The organism is Neochlamydia sp. AcF65, from assembly GCF_018342435.1.
Taxonomy (GTDB): Bacteria; Chlamydiota; Chlamydiia; order Chlamydiales; family Parachlamydiaceae; genus Neochlamydia.
In genome coordinates this window covers 21,548-38,307 of record NZ_JAEMUE010000033.1, presented here as the reverse complement: position 1 = coordinate 38,307, position 16,760 = coordinate 21,548, and the positions used below count along the sequence as shown (strand labels likewise).

Below are 16,760 nucleotides of genomic sequence, written 5' to 3'. Positions count from 1 at the left end.
CAATTGTACCTTCTATTGAGCAGAATGCTTTTTGCTCAATTAGCTTTTTTTAAAGATTAAAAAATGCATTTATTCTATCGTCTTAAGATAGATTAAACTCTAAGGTTACTATGAAAATAGCTACATGGCCAAACACAGGTGTTTTCATAGATAAGGCAGCAGACTATATACCTTTAATGAGTACTTTAACTAATTTATGGGATATTTTTCAGAAGTGTGTCTGTTTACCTTTTAAAAACAAGGAAAACATATCAAAAAGTCGCTATTATGCCCATCTTAACAAGAAAAGCTTTAGACGTTGCCTTATTTTATTGATCCCTATTTTAGGAAATATTTTCATTGGAATGGAAGACCTTACGCCTCGACCTTTCCATGATAAAAAGTTTATCCTTGCCTCGGTGCGCAAAAAAGGCCGTAAACTTTATTTTGCTAGCGAAGAGCTTAAAAATGATAAAGAGGTGGTCTTTGAAGCTGTTAGGCAGGATGGCTTAGCCCTTAAATATGCCTCTCAAGAGCTTAGAAACAATAGGGAAATCGTCCTTGCTGCTGTCCAACGCAATGGCCTGGCTCTTAAGTATGCTAGCCAGCAGCTAAAAAATGATCAGGAAATCGTTCTTGCTGCTGTTAAGAAAGATGGTTTAGCATTCGCAAGCGCTAGCAAAGAACTAAAGAAAGATCATGAAATTATGGTAGCTGCTGTAGAGCAAAATGGCTGGGCGCTTAAATATGCTAGCAAAGAGCTTAAAAGTAATAAGAGCCTCATACAGGCATTTGTTCGGAAAAATGGCTGGGTGCTAAAGTTTGCAAGCAGAAAACTCCAAAACGACAAGGCAGTGGTAAAGGCGGCAGTTTTGCAAGATGGCTGGGCGCTTGAGCATGCTAGCCATGAGCTTAAGAACGATAAAGAAATAGTTCTTCTTGCTGTTGAGCAAAATGGCTTGGCTCTTGAGTATGCTAGTCAAAAGCTTAAAAACGATAAAGAAGTGGTATTTGTGGCTGCGAAGAATAAGGGCATAGCGCTAAAATTTGCTAGCCAAAGGCTACAAAAAGATAAAGATTTTCTTCTTGCTACTCTTCAACAAAATGGCTTGATGCTAGAGTATCTCACTGAAGATTTTCAGAATGATAAGTGCCTAGTATTGGCAGCTGCTTTGCAGAATGGTATGGCGCTTAAGTATGCAAGCCAAGAACTCCAACACGATAAAGAGCTAATCCATGCTGTTGTACAAAAAAATGGATTAGCACTTGAGTTTGCCAGCGAAGAGCTGAAAAGCAATAGAGACATTATCTTGGCTGCCGCCATGCAAAATGGATTAGCACTTAAGTATGCTAGTCCAGATCTTCAAAATAATAAAGAATTAGTACTTGCCATCGTTCAAAAATTTGGCTGGGCTCTTCAATATGCTAGCTCAACTCTTAAGAATGATAAGGAAGTTGCCCTTGCTGCCGTTAAGCATTCTAGCCTATCTATTAAGTATGCTAGCCATAGGCTTCAAAAGGATATGGAACTTATCGAATTGTCTAGAAGCTAAATGATCATGAGCAATTAAATTTAAAAAATTTAACTTTTCTCTATTAATAAATGATGAGCCTAGTCAAGCCTAGGATAAGAGGAGCTTTCATTTTGTCGACTAATGTTGCTTGTTTTGAAGCTGTTATGGAGCAGACCTTGAGCTAATAGAGCCGATAGACTATAAAGTGTCCTTTTAAAGCAAGCCTCTATGAACATTTTCAATTTTTATACCTTTTTTTCCTAGTCGTTATTTATTCTTTATTGGTAAGCATAGCAAGACTATCTCGCTTGAGTAGAGAGGCAGGTATTGGAGATTTAAGCCTTATTAAAAAAATATGGAGAGATAAGAAGGTTTTTTGCTTTACTTGCAGTCTTTCAGCAGATTATAAAGCGGGGAAACAATAGGCTATAAATTTCTGGGTAAAGTAGAGCTGAAGAAAGGAAATTTAAAGATTAACCTAACATAACATTGAAATTTAGTTTAAAAAGAAAGTAATTAACTTGCACGTAGGCCTCTCTGGATCTAATTATTTAAACTCACTTAGATAAGAACTAAAAAGCTGAACGAAAATGAGCAAGTTGTATTTAATTTCCTAAAACACTATGATAGTACGTCTGTTAAATGATAGGTTCATTCTGTGTCTTTATTTCAAATAGCTTTAACTTTTTTTTTAGTTACTAATCCTATTGGAAATTCGCCAACTATTCTAGCGCTAGTTAAGGATTTTGAATTCGAGCATCAAAAAAAAATATTAATGCGTGAAGGCCTCATAGCTTTTTTTATTGCTCTATTCTTTCAGTATTTGGGTGAAATTTTTTTAGGTGTCCTTTTTGTACATGATTTTGCAGTTAGCATAACAGGAGGCATTTTGCTATTTTTGGTTGCATTACGGATGATCTTTTCCCCAGCGCCTTCCACTCAATCTGCAAATCAACAAAAGCAAGAGCCTTTTATTGTGCCTATCGCTACCCCTATATTGTCGGGACCTGGATTGATGGCGATCATCATGCTATTTTCCCGGCAAGAAGGGAATAATATAAAGATTACCCTAGCGCTTCTTTTAGCTTGGATCTTTGTAATCCTTATTATTGCAGTAGCTCCTTATTTACACAAGCTTTTAGGTAAAAGAGGATTGGTGGCTTTAGAGCAGCTAATGGGTATGCTCTTAGCTATGATGTCGGCAGGTATGGTACTTACGGGACTTAAATTATTTATAGAACACTATAAACATTCATAAGAAGTGAAAGATGATAGAAATTCCTTTGTTCACTATGACAATGATTCTTTTTTTGATCATGGATCCTATCGGCAATATTTCCACATTTTTACAGATGGTAGATGAGCTGCCATCTAAAAGAGTAAGATGGCTAGTGGCTAGAGAAATGCTGATTGCTCTCGCATTTATGCTCGTGTTTAATTTTTTAGGAGAATTTATACTTCACATTCTACAGTTGGATAATCCCACTGTTCAAATGGCCTCATCCATTATTTTATTTTTAACAGCGATTAAAATTTTATTTCCCGCTTCCAATAGTTTGCGGGCAAATTGGCCCAGAGGTGAACCCTTTGTCATACCATTAGCTGTTCCTCTAATTGCTGGACCTTCATTGCTAGCTACAATCCTTATGCTAGCTCATCTAGAGTCTAGTCAGCTCAAGATGCTAATTGCAATATTAATAGCTTGGATAATTTCCACGTTTGTTCTGCTATTCGCTCGTCAATTGCAGCGCGCTTTAGGATATAATGGATTAATGGCAGCAGAAAGGTTGACTGGAATGCTGCTCGTTATGCTAGCAGTACAAAGATGCTTAGAAGGAATCCAAGAATTTATAGCTCTTTTTTCTTAGAAGCACCGCGATAAGCCGAGAGGTTTAATGAAAAATATTAAGCTACAAATTGCTTATGATGGCACAAGCTATTTAGGATGGCAAAAGACCTCTTTAGGTCCCACTATTGAAGCTTCTTTAGAAAAAGTACTAGAAAGAATTCTTCAGCACCCAGTCACTTTACAAGCTGCTAGCCGTACGGATGCAGGCGTCCATGCTCATGGGCAAGTCATCAATTTTTTTACCACCCGAGAGCTTTTAAATTACGAAAGCTTTAAGATTAGCTTAAACCAGCTCTTACCCCCCTCGATTGCGGTCCTAGAGGCCCAAGAAGCGTCTCAAAATTTTCATCCTACTTTAGATTGTATTCAGAAAGAATACCATTATTTCATCTGCAAGGGGGCAGTGCAAATGCCTCATAATAGGCTTTACTCCTGGCACTGCCCTCGTTTGTCTAAGCTTGCTGAAATGAAAGCAGCTGCAAAATTATTGGTAGGAAAAAAAGATTTTTCCGCGTTTTGTAACTTTAAAAAGCATGTGCATTATGCTAGCTTTGTGCGCCAAGTGGATGGGATAGAGATCCAGGAAGTATTTCCAGATCGACTGCTATTTAAGGTAGTAGGCCAAAGCTTCTTGTATAAGATGGTCCGCAACATAGTAGGCACCCTTGCCTATATAGGCATGGGCAAAATGCTAGGATCACAGATACCTGCTATATTAGCAAATCATGATCGAAGGCTAGCTGGTATTACTGCCCCAGCTCATGGTCTTTGCCTCTACCAACTTAAATATTTGCCTGCATAGATACAAAAAGATAATCCTATTTTTTTCAAGCCGTGTCTCATGTTATACGCTTTCAAACTACTTCTTATGTGGCCCTATACTTTGTAAAATTGCTCTCATTCAATAGAGAGGCAATTTTTAAAAGGTTAGGTATGCAGACCTAGTTTTTTCAAAGCGTGTTATTATATTTAAAAAAATGAGTCTTTAGAGAGGGCTAAGTTGCTGAAGAGATAATCTCCTTTTGGAGTACAGTCTTATACTTGCATAAGTGCTGAATAAAAAAGGGGAAGGCTATTTATCTACTTAGAACTGCTTATCTATTTAAAATTATCTATTCTACTCTGTGCAAGCTTTATAGCTCAGCTTACCTAAGCAGGCTTTTTTTTGCAGACGTTTGGCTGCAATATGCAGGCTAAAAACTAAGAGGGCTCCACAGGCAGCAAGCCCTACGGCGAGCCACGTTTCATAAGCAATCCATGAAGGTAGGATTGGCTCAAGGGTCTCTAATTGAGCACCTTTTTCAAGATGGAGAGGTAAAAGAGCATAGCGATAGCTCCAAAAAGGCCAGACTGCTTTTATGGCGCCAATCATAGAGCCTGTTAAGGAAGCGATAGCTAAATCATGGTGCTTATCTAAAATCCAGCTAATAAAGCGTGAGAAAAAAAGAGCGCCTAAAAAAATACCTAATAATAAATTGGCTAAAATAAGAAAGGAGGGATAATCAAAATGCCCATTTTTTAAGCTACTAGAAAAATCTGCTAAAGCTCCTACCGCGCGGGTATACATGCCTAGAATAGATAAAAGATAGCTTCCTGATATTCCTGGGAGAAGCATCGCACACACAGCAAGGGCCCCGCAGAAGATAATCCAGGGGTCTAGGCTTTTACTCTTACTGTTGAAGAGAAAAGCTTCTAAGGGGCCCCAAGTGGCAAGCTTATAATTGTAGGCAAGCGTTGTAGGTGGAATCGCCCCTTTAGCTAGCATAGCGGAGAGCATTGAGGCAGGAACTGCTTTTAATGTGTGGGTAGAAAAATCATAATTGCGTAAAGGTTTATCAGAAACGACATTATCAATCTTGATATCATAAAGATTATCAGCAGTGGGTGAGGATGCCATGGAAGATGATTGAGTTAAACAAAAGGCTAAGCTAGCAGCGCTTGTAAATAAGAAGATTGATAACAGGGTCCAACGCTTGATTTGACTCATACATAGTAGGGTGGCAGCGATAATTAATCCAAAAAAAGTGGCATAGAGTAAGGAACGATAGGTTTCATGATTTAAAAGGTAGGAGACTAGGTGGGCTAAGCAAAGCATAGCTACGATAATGCCTATCAACAGCCCTGATAAAAATTTCCAAGCAATAAGTTTAAAAAATTCTCGAAAATGACCTTTTAGTAAAGTTTTAAATGCTAAGCGATTAAGAGTTTTTAAACTAGAAAGGAAATCTTCGTAGAAACCCATGATGAAAGCTATGGTACCTCCTGAAATGCCAGGAATAATGTCTGCTGTTCCCATGCATAGGCCTAAGCAAATTAAACATAGCCAACCTCTTGTTGCTGCTAAAGGCAGCTTATGAGAAGGCTTAGGCAGCAATAAGGACATGATTAGATGACTCCGAAGTACCGTGCCGTAAACCAAGCCGTAATGATGAGCAAAATAAAAGCACTTATCCAGATGGCATTAGGAAACCATTTGACTCCCGCTCCAGGATTGCCACGGACTTCAAGCGTTCCTATTCCATAAGCAAATTCTTGTGCTTCTGGACGTGAAAAGATGGCTGGATTCTCTCGAACAATTTTTTCCCCATCGATGCCTAGAAAAGTTGCATACTGACGAATGAATCCTTGAGCATAAACAGGAGAGTTAAGTTTATCAATTTCTCCCTCTTCAATAGCTTGAAGATGGGAGATGCGAATAGAGGTCGCATTCTCAATTTCTTTGAGAGATAGGTTAAGCTCCTTGCGGCGCTGCTTAAAAATTTCTCCCATTTGGATAGATTCTTCTCGGATTTTCATAAGTTAGGTAACGATCTCTACAAGATCAACCTTCTCCTTGTGTTGACAGTTATCAAAACTACCTCTTATACTATAAAATTAATAATAACTCAAGTTAATGCATGATCGATTCATCTCCCGCTGGTAAACCCACTAACTTTGTCACCACCCTAGACATAAAGATAGCTGATAAGCTAATGCAAGATCTCATCAATCAAGGGTTCGAGATAACGAAACCTCTTTATACTCTATTTTCTGCCAAAAAGAAAGGGATCAGCTGCACCCTTTACCAATCAGGCAAATTGATGGTTCAAGGGAAAGAAATGGCTTCCTTTATGGAATTTTATTTAGAACCCCATATTCTAGGAAATTTTAAGTTTAGTTATGCGCATCTAGAGATCGATATAACGGCTCGCATAGGAATTGATGAATCAGGTAAGGGAGATTTTTTTGGGCCTTTATGTATTGCTGGAGTACAAGCGGAAGGCCAGGCTATCCATCATTTAAAAACATTAGGGGTTAAAGATTCTAAGTCTTTAAGCGATCAGTCCATTATAAAAATTGGCAATAAGATTCGCACCGAATATGCGCACCACATAGTGAAGATAAACCCGGCTAAATATAATGAACTAATGATCCAGTTTAAAAATCTCAATCATCTCTTAGCTTGGGGGCACGCTACCTCTATTGAGCAGCTTGCAAATAGAACGGGTTGTCAAAATGTAATTATCGATCAGTTTGCAGATGAACGAGTGGTAATTAGAGCCCTCCAGCGAAAAAAAATGGAGATTAACCTCACCCAAAGGTACCGAGGAGAAGAAGATTTAGTCGTGGCTGCTGCTTCCATACTTGCCCGCCAAACATTTGTGGAAGCTCTTGATCAATTATCCGAAAAATATAAGATAGAATTTCCTAAGGGAGCTTCTATGAAAACAATTGAGATAGGAAAAAAGCTTGTACAAACTTACGGTAGCGAAGTGTTAGAGCATGTGGCTAAATTACATTTTAAAACGCTAGATGCTATTATGAAAAATTAAGTAAGCCATAGAGAGGCTAAAAAAAATAAAAGTTAGGAAAGAGGAGCTGTAGCTTTCTTTACCACAAGAATAAATATATTTATTAATCTTCTAACTTTTATTTGCAAATTTTTTTGCTCAAAAAATTAAAGGGCAAAAAGGGACAGCTTCTAAGCTTTAAAGAATATATAAAAGGTTTTGAATCTAAAGATTAGACAATTCTTTATAGAAAACGGCTCTAGATAAAGAGAATAAGCCTTGCTTTTTTTATTATGAGTATCTCTTCCTCTAAATGAGGAAAGTAAGCTTTTTTCGAGATGAAAAAAATAAGCTCGCATAAAAAGGGCGATGTTGAGAGCTAATTTTAATTAAATCTAATGAAAATTAAAAAATTGGGGAGCGTTTAAAAAAGAAATGATGTGCAGTTTAGACGTATGTAGATTTACTTTTTTATCCGCAGGATATCACCTATGCTAAAGCAATTGCGTATTAAAAATATCATACTTATTGAATCTGCAGAAATAGATTTTGCAGAAGGTTTTAATGTTTTATCGGGTGAAACGGGGTCAGGAAAGTCTGCGATCATGAACGCTATTCGCTTAACTGCGGGAGAGCGAGCAGAAACAGGGATAATTCGTAAAGGCGCTGAAAAGGGCATTGTGGAGGCTGTTTTTGATATAAAAGGCTTGGTGGAAGTAGAGAGCTTACTAGAATTAAGCGGGATTGATAGAGAAGAGGGTACCGAGCTGTATGTGCGTCGCGAGATTTTTGCTACCGGTAAAAGTCGTGCTTTCATTAACCACCAGCTAGCGCAGTTAAGCTTGCTACGTGCTCTATCTGCCCATTTGATTCATCTAGTTGGGCAACATGCTAATCAAGATTTACTTTCTTTAGATCGTCATCGGGAATTACTCGACCTTTTCGGCAATATTAAAGAGGAAGTGGCAGCCTTTTCAACTAGCTGGGAAGAAGAAAATGCCTTGCAAAATGAATTGGAGCAATTAATAAATAACGAAGCTCAAAGATTGCGCGAAATGGAAGTTTGCCACCGGGTACTTGAAGAATTAGAAGAAGCTCATTTGAAAGTAGGAGAAGAGGAGGAACTTTTTAACGAATATACCCTTTTAACGCATACAGAAGAATTGGGTACAAAAGTGCAGGATGTTTGCCAAATGTTGGATGGTGAGGAAGTTGCTTTATTACCTCATTTGAATCGCCAACATCATGTTCTAGGCTATTTAGCAAGTCTTGATCCTGCTCTAAAAGAACTTTCGGAAGCTTTCCGTAATGCCGTTTTAGAGCTGCAAGAAGTAGCAAGCGCATTAACTTTTTACCAATCGCGCTTAGAATATAATCCTGTGCGTACCTCCGAGATAAATGAACGCTTAAAATTGATTACTCGTTTAAAGAAGAAATATGGGCCTACAATAGAAGACATGCAAAGCTTTGCGGAGGAAAGTAAGAAAAAATTGCAAGTTCTAGAAAATGCCGATAATAGAATTGAAGAGCTAAAAGATAATCTTGAACGTGTTAAAATGAAAAATAATCAGAGAGCTTCACAATTGTCGGATAGCCGTCGAAAAGCTGCATTAAGGTTGGCGACTGCTTTGAAAAAGGAGTTATGTTCTTTGAACATGCCTAAAGTAGATTTTCAAATAGATATTCATCCTGCTAAGAGGAATCGTTATGGAGATGATAAAGTAGAATTTTTCCTGCTACCGAATGTTGGAGAACGTCGTATTCCTATCAAAGATTGTGCAAGCGGCGGAGAGTTATCGCGGGTCATGCTTTCTTTACAAACTGTTCTAAGTGATAAACAACGTATACCTACGCTGATATTTGATGAAGTGGACTCAAACATTGGAGGCGAGACAGCAGCAATCGTGGGAGAAAAGCTTAAAGCTATTGGCAAAGATCTACAGGTATTGTGTATTACTCATTTTCCACAGGTCGCTCAACATGCTGATTATCATCTACAAATTTCTAAAAAGGTGGTAGGAGATCGGACAGTAACCTTCATTAATCTATTAAATGCTTCCACCCGCAAACAAGAGCTTGCACGAATGACAGGTAAAACCAGCTAAAGCTATCAAGGAATTAGACTCTAAAGTTAATGCCAGCGAGCTGCAAGCCCTGCCGAATAAAGTTTTTTTAAGCTTCGTTAAGATAAGTTTCTAAAAAGAAGGAATTTAATCTCCTTGAATATACTCTGCAAGAAGCTAGGCATCTGCTTATCCAAGGCTCGCCTATCTTAAGAAACGGTGCTACAACCTATCGCTGAAAAACTCTTATTGGCAGCACAAGCATCAAACTATCAACCTGTTTCTACTACTCTAGCGTTTAAAAAAATTATGTTTGTGGTTAAAGAAGCATTATCTTTTGAAAACTGACTTTTTCTTTAAAAACAGGTTCTTTATCGGAAGATAAGTTTTTTATCCCGGTGCTTGTGGGGAAGGGTCCGCCACCTTAGCTACTTTCTTAAACAAGTAGATGTAGCCATTCGCATTCGATGTCCGCGCTTCAGCCAAGCTAAGGGTAGTTATACGGTCTTTTAAATCATCGGCATGATACCATTGAGATTGCCCATTATGTGGATTGACACCTATAACATTGGCCTTGTAATGACCACCATATAAAGTTCCTTCTTGTAAGACAGCTCCTACTAATTCATACTCGTAATCTTTATCCATTTGATCTTTAAAAGCTTGGGAGAAGTTGATACGCTGATTATCGGGGAAACTTAGAGGGGTCGAAATTTTCTTAGATTCGTACCGCGTTGCGGGATAGGAATGAGGGATGCGTTTTTCCTCTTTAAGCATTTCCAGCGCTGTTTTCTTTGCCTCTTCTTCGCTGGTAGAACTTACGCGATCATTTTTAATTAATTGTTTGGCCCTACTGGCAATAAGCCGCTCATATTTATCTTCTCTCTGGGTAAACAGAGAATATTTATAACGTTTTACGTTCACAAGAATAAATCCACATTCTTTGATTTCTACTAATCTCTCTTGTTCACTATATTGGGTTACTCTTGTTACCTTTCCGTTTTCTTCTCGATCAAAAAAGCATCCAGGCTCATCATCAGATTCTTGTAGACTATAGGCTCTATTTAAAATTTCTTGGAAATTCGTTTGGTCTGAAAGAAGGGGGAGCCTTAAAGTCGATGCACTATCTTCACGGAAATGATGAACATCCTTAAAAATGGTTCCGGGTAAACCTTTGATTTCTTTTTCAACTTTAAAAAAAGGAGGGGAAAGATAAGAAAAGAGTGCTGTCATAAAAGCATCGGCATCTTGTTGTAGGCCTCCTTCTGCGAATTCAGCATTCATTAGAGGAGTAGCTGTTTCTAGGCATTCAGCTGCTAAAGTAATGGCGTCTTGATTGCCCAATTGCAATGCTTCACTTAGCAAATGAATGGAATCAAGTAAAAACGTTGGATCGATAGGCTCTGAGGGTAGAGTAGGCTTTTGAGTGATCGCGCCTATTTCAACGTGGGGAGCGGTAGGAAAAACAAAGTTTTCCATAACAGGTAGCACAGGCTCGTTTTCTTGAGGTGTGGCAGGGGGCGTAGTGGCATGGTCTGAAGCCTTCCATCTCATTTTTTCTTCTAAATAAACATCCCACGCTTGTTTTTCTACTTCATAGCGTTGAAAAGCTTTTTGATATTCAACCTCAGCTTTTTTTTGAGCTAATGAATAGGCTTTAAGCTCTTTTCTAAAATTTTTTAAAGCTTTAAGTTGGTCAAGCAGCGATTGTTTGTGCTGCTCACATTTAGTCTGGTAACTTAACAAGCTTTCTTTATATTCATCCATTTCCTTATGGTAAGTGTCAGCTAATATAGAACGTTCTTGGTATTTTTCTGCTACCAATTGATGAAATGAATCGCCCATCGCCCATAACAATTGGATAGAAGCGTGAAACCAGCAATTGTTTTTTTTATTTTTAAAAGCTGGAGGTATGCTCAACAGTTTTTTAACTTCATGACCCTTAGCTACTTCTAAGCTGTTTTTTACCCTTTGTAGGAGGTCAGCAAATCCGCTTTCTATTTTTAATGGGGAGCCCCTCTGCTGAGCAGAGCTTAAAAGTTCTAACTTTGCCTGCGTAGTTTTTAAAGTTTCTTTCCAGGCATTTATTTTTTTGCTAGTTTCGCCTTTTTTTAAGGAAGGAGGTAGATTAGAGATCTTGTCTAAGAAGTTATTAATCTTAGATTTTGCTTTTTTTAAAGCTTCATTATTTACCTCAGGTTCAATCTCTAGCAGCTCGACCTTTAACTTCAGTTGTAAAACATTTGCCTCAAGCTCATCTAGAAAAGCTTTTTGGATAAGAGGATTTTCTATTATAGGTGGGGCTTTCTTATCTATTGAGGTAGAATTTGTAGGATGAGGAAAGATTTGCATTTCTTGGCTTACGCGTCTTCCAATATACTCTTCCTCATCATCTTCCACGAATTCATCAAAATCTTCATGAGTATCTTTAAGGCAGCACCTAAAAAGATTAAAAATTTTGCTGGGTATAGATTTCAGCCAGGTAACTATTGCATTTAGTTTGTGGCAAAGCTTGTCCCATAGAGTAGTTTCCTTTATTTTTTTTAAAGCAATTTGATCTACTCTCTGAGCTCGTTGATTCGGCACCTTCCTCTCTTCTGCGTTAGAAATAGGGTTTACAAGAAGAGGCGGAGCCACCGGAGGAAGGGAAAAAAAATCTTTGTTCGTCATAAGGCATACCACTGCTAGGGTTACAATTAGTATAGCAGGCGATTTTTAAAAAGTAAATTAAATATACATAAAAAACCCTTTAATGGAATAAATTTATTTAGCTACCTAAAGCATACAGCCTTATGTGCTTTACAAGCTAAAAGAGCATAATTAAGTGAACTTAAGAGATAAAATAACTATAAATGTAAGGTTTGCAGGTTGGTTTTTCTCATTATTGGGGAGATAAAATATCAGGAACTTTAAAAGCTTTAGGATATTAAAAAATAAAGAAGATCAATTCTTCCCGCAAGGAGAGCACTAGCTAAAAAGCTAGCTAGTTGCCATGAGATGATCATTTGATTGCTTTAAGCCAAGAATGATGGGCATATAACTTTTATAACTTGCTTTTCTACTTAAGATTATAAGTTTGCTAAGTGTATAATTGTATAAGGATTGACTCCCCAGCGTATAAATTAAACCTTGCCAAAAGGATTTTTAATTTGGTGGGATAAGTTTATTAATGAAAAAATATAGCTTTTTAGACCAAGATTTCCTTCCCCTTTAACTTTTAAAAGTTAAAGAGTGAGGCGGTTTTCGAACGGCTCTTTATGTCATCCTATATTTAATAAAAAGTTTGCTTTACAAGAAGAGTTGGCTTGGAGAAAAGTTTATTTTTTTTACATAGACATAGTTTCTTTAAAAGGTATGACCTTCCTTCTAGGAAAAGTAAGGCGGGTAAAAGTATGCTTGTGCTTTAGAAAAGCTGGAGAGTAAAAGACCAACAAAATGCAGCTAGAGAAAATTGTTACTACACAAGAAAAAAATTTTACTAGGATAATAAAGATAGAAAATTGGCCCCCATAAAGGTTTTTGAAGAAAAAGCAAATTTTTAGCTTTTAATGAGTTAATTAAGCTTTTTTTTTGAGTAGAAGAGCTGAAAAAGCTGGCATCTGTAATAACGGCTGTTCAATCCACGGCTCTTGCCCCTCCTCATAAAAATCATAGGGAGAGGGATTAGCCGTGTTGATGATTAATTGCCAGCATTGATCCTTTTCAAGCCTAGGAATGACAATTGTTTGAGGAATATTTTGTGCATTAAAAGCACAATAAAGAATGGCGTTTTCTTCTCTCGCAAGTAAAGTAAAAGCTAAAAATTGGGTTTCTTTATCCCAGTTTATTTTTTCTCCGTTAGTTCCTCTCCAGAAAATATCCTGTTCGTTTAAAAATCTTCCTTGCTGTAGAGCTGGGGTTTGCTTTCTGAATTTAATCATTAAGCGATAAAAACGATAAAAGGCTGAATTTTCTTGGAGTTTATCCCACAAAAACCAATTAAGTTCATTATCTTGACACCATGTATTATTGTTACCCCTTTTTGTATGAGCATATTCATCTCCCATTTGTAACATGGGAATTCCTTGCGACATCATTAAGGCTAAATGAAAATTACGCAACTGCCGCTCCCTTAGATCGTTAATATGCAAATCATCCGTGGGCCCTTCTAAACCACAGTTCCAGCTTTCATTCTGGTTGGTGCCATCCTGGTTGTTCTCTCCATTTTCTAGGTTATGCTTATGATTGTAGGCGATTAAATCATAGAGAGTAAATCCATCATGAGCTGTTATAAAATTAATGCTGCTTAAAGGTGAATGAAAGCCATAAATATCTTGAGAGCCTGCTAGGCGAGAGGCGAACAGATCTTTTGTGTAAGGCGTTCCTTTGATAAAGCGGCGGACAGTATCTCGATAAAGAGCATTCCACTCACTCCATCGATTTTTTTTAGGAGAAAATTTCCCTACTTGATAGAGGCCAGCAGCATCCCAAGGCTCGGCAATTAAAATTGTTTGCGAAAGGACAGGATCATAGGAAATTGCTTCGACAATAGGCGCTGCTTCAAGAACTTCCCCGTGCATATTACGGTTAAATATGGAAGCCAGATCAAAACGAAAGCCATCTACCCGCATTTCTACGACCCAGTACCGTAAAACATCCAGAATAAAATGCTGAAGAATAGGATGATTAGTGTTGAAAGTATTCCCGCACCCTGTAAAATTCATGAATCGGTCTTCTTTATCTTTTAAATAATAGGTATTACAATCAATACCTTTAAAAGAGGTAAGGGGGCCATCTTCACTACCTTCATTCGTGTGATTAAGAACAATATCAAGGATCACTGCTATACCTGCTTGGTGAAAAGCTTTTACCATTTTTTTAAACTCCTGTACAGCTGCTCCTGGAGCAGGACTGAATGCATAACGATTCATAGGAGCAAAAAAATTGATAGAGGAGTAGCCCCAATATTGAAATAAATTTTTTTGAAGAGAAAGATGAGGAAAGGGGTATTCACATTCATTGAATTCTTGGATGGGAAGTAATTCAACAGCATTAATGCCTAGCTGTTGTAAATAAGGAATTTTTTCTATCATTCCTAAATATGTTCCGGGTGCCTTTACTTGGCTGGAGGGGTGTTGAGTAAATCCTCTCACATGCATTTCATAAATAATCAAGCTTTTGTGCGAAATTTGGGGTTTTTTATCATCTTCCCAGTCAAATTTTTCCTCAGGATAAAGCAGCCCTAGAAAAAGAGGATGATCTTTACTAGGCGCCAGGCGCCTGGCTCCCCAAATCTTAGGAGAAATAACAGCTTTAGCATAGGGATCTAATAGATAGCTGAAGGCATCAAAATACTTACTGGGACCTCCTAGCTTATAAGCATAACCTATCGGCTTGCTAAGAGTAGTCGCCAGAAAAAGGTGCCAAATATCGCCCGTTTTATTTAGATGAGGATCCAAAGGGATTTCTACAAAGGGCTGGTGAGTGGGGGAATCGAATAAAGCTAAAATGACCGATGAAGCTTGGGAGGAAACTAAAGAAAAGTTAATCCCATCTTGTTGCCAAGTCACTCCCAAGGGAAAAGGGCTCCCAGCTCTAACTTTATAATTGAAAGTATTCATTCCTGCATTTTATAAACGTAAGGATAATTTTATAAAATCATTTTTTTAAATCCAGACGTTTAAGAGTAAAGGAAACCTGGCCTGCAGGTTCAAAGGGAACAAAGTTTTATAGAGAGGATAGGGAGCTGGAGCTTAAAAAGGTAGAAACTTAAAATTTTTTCTAGGCTTTATGGGTTGACTTTATAAAAATAATAAGGGGAATGGTAAATGGTAAACTGCCTTAGGGATATAGAGGGGTGCAGATAACCAATTTTCTTATCAACTTATTGATTTTAAGAATCTTAAACAATTCTTTATGCTCCTTAGATGTTCTATAACTTTAAGGGTTTTTTCTGCTTGTTAAAATTAATTGATTCTTATTGCTAAACAAGAATATAATTGAGTTAATGAAGCTTAAAATTAGATCAGGAGAGTAGTAATTTCTCAAAAGGTCTTTGCTTAATAAGTGATGCCACCTTGGTTTAATGATAGGATAAATAAAAAATTCGCAGAAATGTCCTGAGGAGGTTTTAACATGTCTTTTGAAAATGCGAAGGAAAATCTCAAAGAATTTGGTAAAGAATTAGGCCTTGAAGGGCTTGAATTCGATGAAAACAATACGTGTATATTAGGGATAGATGACGAATTTTCATTGCATCTTACCTATGAGCCCAATTCAAAAAGGCTATATTTGTACTCACCTCTACTTGATGGCCTTCCAAAAGATAATAAAACCAAGCTACGTCTTTATGAGCGTTTGCTTGAGGGCTCGATGCTTGGTGGCCAAATGGCTGGAGGCGGGGTTGGAGTAGCTGTTAAAGAAGAACTCATTTTGATTCACTGCACCATCGAAATGGAGCATGCTGAAGGCAATAGATTGCGCGCTTTTGCCCCTTTATATGTCGAAACAGTTGAAAAATGGCGTAAGACATGCCAAGAAGTATGCGACGGACGCGATGAAGCACCTCAGTCTGATTCCCCTTCTTTGTTAGGCGATCTATCTGATGGACCTTCCATGGGACCCGGCGGGAAAACCCCAGGATTTATCAAAATCTGATCCTAGATATACCGCAAGGCATGTAGATGTCTTGCGTATACCTGTTTTTATGTGCTTTATAAAACTGGGTTAATTTTCTCTATTATCTAAAAACATTCCTTTTAGTATTAAATCTTTCTTGACTTTATTTTCTTAATTAGCAATTTTTCTCGTTAGAATTACTAGAAATATATTTTCTTTTCAGCTTAAAAGAAGGTGCCTCTTGTTGATTTTCAAAAAAAATATTTAAGAGGGCATTTAGTTGCAAAGCTGTTTGGATTTACAACAGCTCAGAGCATTAAAATGCTTTGCTTTATATTGTAAATCTTTGTTGTAGTCCTTGATTTTTGCCTTGATTTTTGCTCTATTGATGCTCTATTGTATTGGTTAAAATAAAAGTACCTTTGAAAGGGTACAATATGAACAAAATTAGCGAGGTTTAATAAAATGATTATCATTGAAATCGCAGGCCATTTAGGGACAGATCCCGAAGTTCGCTTTACACCAGGTGGTCAAAAAGTTACTGTGTTACGCTTGGCAGCGAATACGCGTAAAAGTGGGAAAGATGAAACAGTTTGGTGGCGTGTGACCATTTGGGGAGAGCGTTTTGATAAGATGATGCCTTATATAAAAAAGGGTAGTGCACTTATTGTGATTGGCGAAATGGGCAAGCCTGAGATCTATACAGATAAAGAAGGACGCCCTCAAGTCTCTCTTGATTTGACAGCAGAAATGATTCGCTTTAGCCCCTTTGGTAAAGCAGACCGTGCCGGTCAAGAGCCTTCTGGTCAGGCCCCTTATGGCCAAGCTTCTACTCCTTCTTCCTACACTAGCCCGAGTGCTTATTCTGAACCTTCTTATACTTCTCAATCGACAGGGAATACAGGGTATCCATCTTATCCTGGCAATCAATCAAGTTATAAGCCAGCTCCTAATGTACCCGATGATGATAATATTCCCTTTTGATCCA

General features: G+C 37.8%; 12 protein-coding genes. 8 read left to right on the top strand and 4 right to left on the bottom strand.

The genetic code is table 11. The features are described 5' to 3' along the window. Positions 1 to 110 precede the first annotated feature (110 nt). From NEOC65_RS03450 to truA, 4 genes are all read left to right on the top strand, one after another. Complete coding sequence (locus NEOC65_RS03450; protein WP_213152562.1) at positions 111 to 1,532, top strand: DUF4116 domain-containing protein; 1,422 nt, start codon at positions 111 to 113, stop codon at positions 1,530 to 1,532. Between the two features lie 619 nt (positions 1,533 to 2,151). Continuing rightward, entirely contained in the window at positions 2,152 to 2,751 is a 600-nt protein-coding gene (locus tag NEOC65_RS03445) for a MarC family protein (RefSeq protein WP_166158265.1), read from the top strand. Positions 2,752 to 2,761: 10 nt separating this feature from the next. Beyond that, on the top strand, positions 2,762 to 3,361 hold the full coding sequence (locus NEOC65_RS03440) for a MarC family protein (RefSeq protein ID WP_166158267.1): 600 nt from the start codon (positions 2,762 to 2,764) through the stop codon (positions 3,359 to 3,361). A 27-nt stretch (positions 3,362 to 3,388) separates the two neighbouring features. Next, a complete protein-coding gene (gene truA, locus NEOC65_RS03435; RefSeq protein ID WP_213152563.1) occupies positions 3,389 to 4,144 on the top strand; it encodes a tRNA pseudouridine(38-40) synthase TruA in 756 nt (251 codons plus the stop codon). Positions 4,145 to 4,459: 315 nt separating this feature from the next. Here truA and NEOC65_RS03430 read toward each other — a convergent pair whose 3' ends face one another. Beyond that, a complete protein-coding gene (locus NEOC65_RS03430) occupies positions 4,460 to 5,638 on the bottom strand; it encodes a DUF368 domain-containing protein (protein WP_213155715.1) in 1,179 nt (392 codons plus the stop codon). An 89-nt stretch (positions 5,639 to 5,727) separates the two neighbouring features. Then, the gene (locus NEOC65_RS03425; protein ID WP_207391848.1) at positions 5,728 to 6,138 is read right to left on the bottom strand and encodes a helix-turn-helix domain-containing protein; all 411 of its coding nucleotides are present in this window, start codon (positions 6,136 to 6,138) and stop codon (positions 5,728 to 5,730) included. Positions 6,139 to 6,239: 101 nt separating this feature from the next. Between NEOC65_RS03425 and rnhC the strand changes: the two genes are divergently transcribed. Both rnhC and recN read left to right on the top strand, forming a co-directional pair. Further along, positions 6,240 to 7,154 (top strand): ribonuclease HIII, encoded by a 915-nt coding sequence (rnhC, locus tag NEOC65_RS03420; protein ID WP_213152565.1) that lies wholly within the window; start codon positions 6,240 to 6,242, stop codon positions 7,152 to 7,154. Positions 7,155 to 7,603: 449 nt separating this feature from the next. Further along, positions 7,604 to 9,217, top strand: coding sequence for a DNA repair protein RecN (gene recN / locus NEOC65_RS03415; RefSeq protein ID WP_213152566.1), 1,614 nt, complete (start codon positions 7,604 to 7,606; stop codon positions 9,215 to 9,217). A gap of 348 nt (positions 9,218 to 9,565) precedes the next feature. Here the strand turns inward: recN and NEOC65_RS03410 are convergent, their stop codons facing one another. Both NEOC65_RS03410 and NEOC65_RS03405 read right to left on the bottom strand, forming a co-directional pair. Then, positions 9,566 to 11,845: a hypothetical protein gene (locus NEOC65_RS03410; protein ID WP_213152567.1), complete on the bottom strand. Its 2,280-nt coding sequence runs from the start codon at positions 11,843 to 11,845 to the stop codon at positions 9,566 to 9,568. Between the two features lie 887 nt (positions 11,846 to 12,732). Further along, complete coding sequence (locus NEOC65_RS03405; protein ID WP_213155714.1) at positions 12,733 to 14,775, bottom strand: glycogen debranching protein; 2,043 nt, start codon at positions 14,773 to 14,775, stop codon at positions 12,733 to 12,735. Positions 14,776 to 15,289: 514 nt separating this feature from the next. Here NEOC65_RS03405 and NEOC65_RS03400 point away from each other — a divergent pair. After that, positions 15,290 to 15,811 carry a CesT family type III secretion system chaperone gene (locus NEOC65_RS03400; RefSeq protein WP_166157513.1) on the top strand — a complete coding sequence of 174 codons (522 nt, stop codon included), beginning with the start codon at positions 15,290 to 15,292 and terminating at the stop codon, positions 15,809 to 15,811. Between the two features lie 426 nt (positions 15,812 to 16,237). Beyond that, positions 16,238 to 16,756, top strand: coding sequence for a single-stranded DNA-binding protein (gene ssb / locus NEOC65_RS03395; RefSeq protein ID WP_213152569.1), 519 nt, complete (start codon positions 16,238 to 16,240; stop codon positions 16,754 to 16,756). Positions 16,757 to 16,760 lie beyond the last annotated feature (4 nt).

Bases quoted from the DNA above. Each gene is read 5' to 3' on its own strand.
- NEOC65_RS03450 (WP_213152562.1), top strand. From the start codon at position 111: ATGAAAATAGCTACATGGCCAAACACAGGTGTTTTCATAGATAAGGCA.
- NEOC65_RS03440 (WP_166158267.1), top strand. From the start codon at position 2,762: ATGATAGAAATTCCTTTGTTCACTATGACAATGATTCTTTTTTTGATC.
- truA (WP_213152563.1), top strand. From the start codon at position 3,389: ATGAAAAATATTAAGCTACAAATTGCTTATGATGGCACAAGCTATTTA.
- NEOC65_RS03430 (WP_213155715.1), bottom strand. From the start codon at position 5,638: ATGGGAACAGCAGACATTATTCCTGGCATTTCAGGAGGTACCATAGCT.
- NEOC65_RS03425 (WP_207391848.1), bottom strand. From the start codon at position 6,138: ATGAAAATCCGAGAAGAATCTATCCAAATGGGAGAAATTTTTAAGCAG.
- rnhC (WP_213152565.1), top strand. From the start codon at position 6,240: ATGATCGATTCATCTCCCGCTGGTAAACCCACTAACTTTGTCACCACC.
- recN (WP_213152566.1), top strand. From the start codon at position 7,604: ATGCTAAAGCAATTGCGTATTAAAAATATCATACTTATTGAATCTGCA.
- NEOC65_RS03410 (WP_213152567.1), bottom strand. From the start codon at position 11,845: ATGACGAACAAAGATTTTTTTTCCCTTCCTCCGGTGGCTCCGCCTCTT.
- NEOC65_RS03405 (WP_213155714.1), bottom strand. From the start codon at position 14,775: ATGAATACTTTCAATTATAAAGTTAGAGCTGGGAGCCCTTTTCCCTTG.
- NEOC65_RS03400 (WP_166157513.1), top strand. From the start codon at position 15,290: ATGTCTTTTGAAAATGCGAAGGAAAATCTCAAAGAATTTGGTAAAGAA.
- ssb (WP_213152569.1), top strand. From the start codon at position 16,238: ATGATTATCATTGAAATCGCAGGCCATTTAGGGACAGATCCCGAAGTT.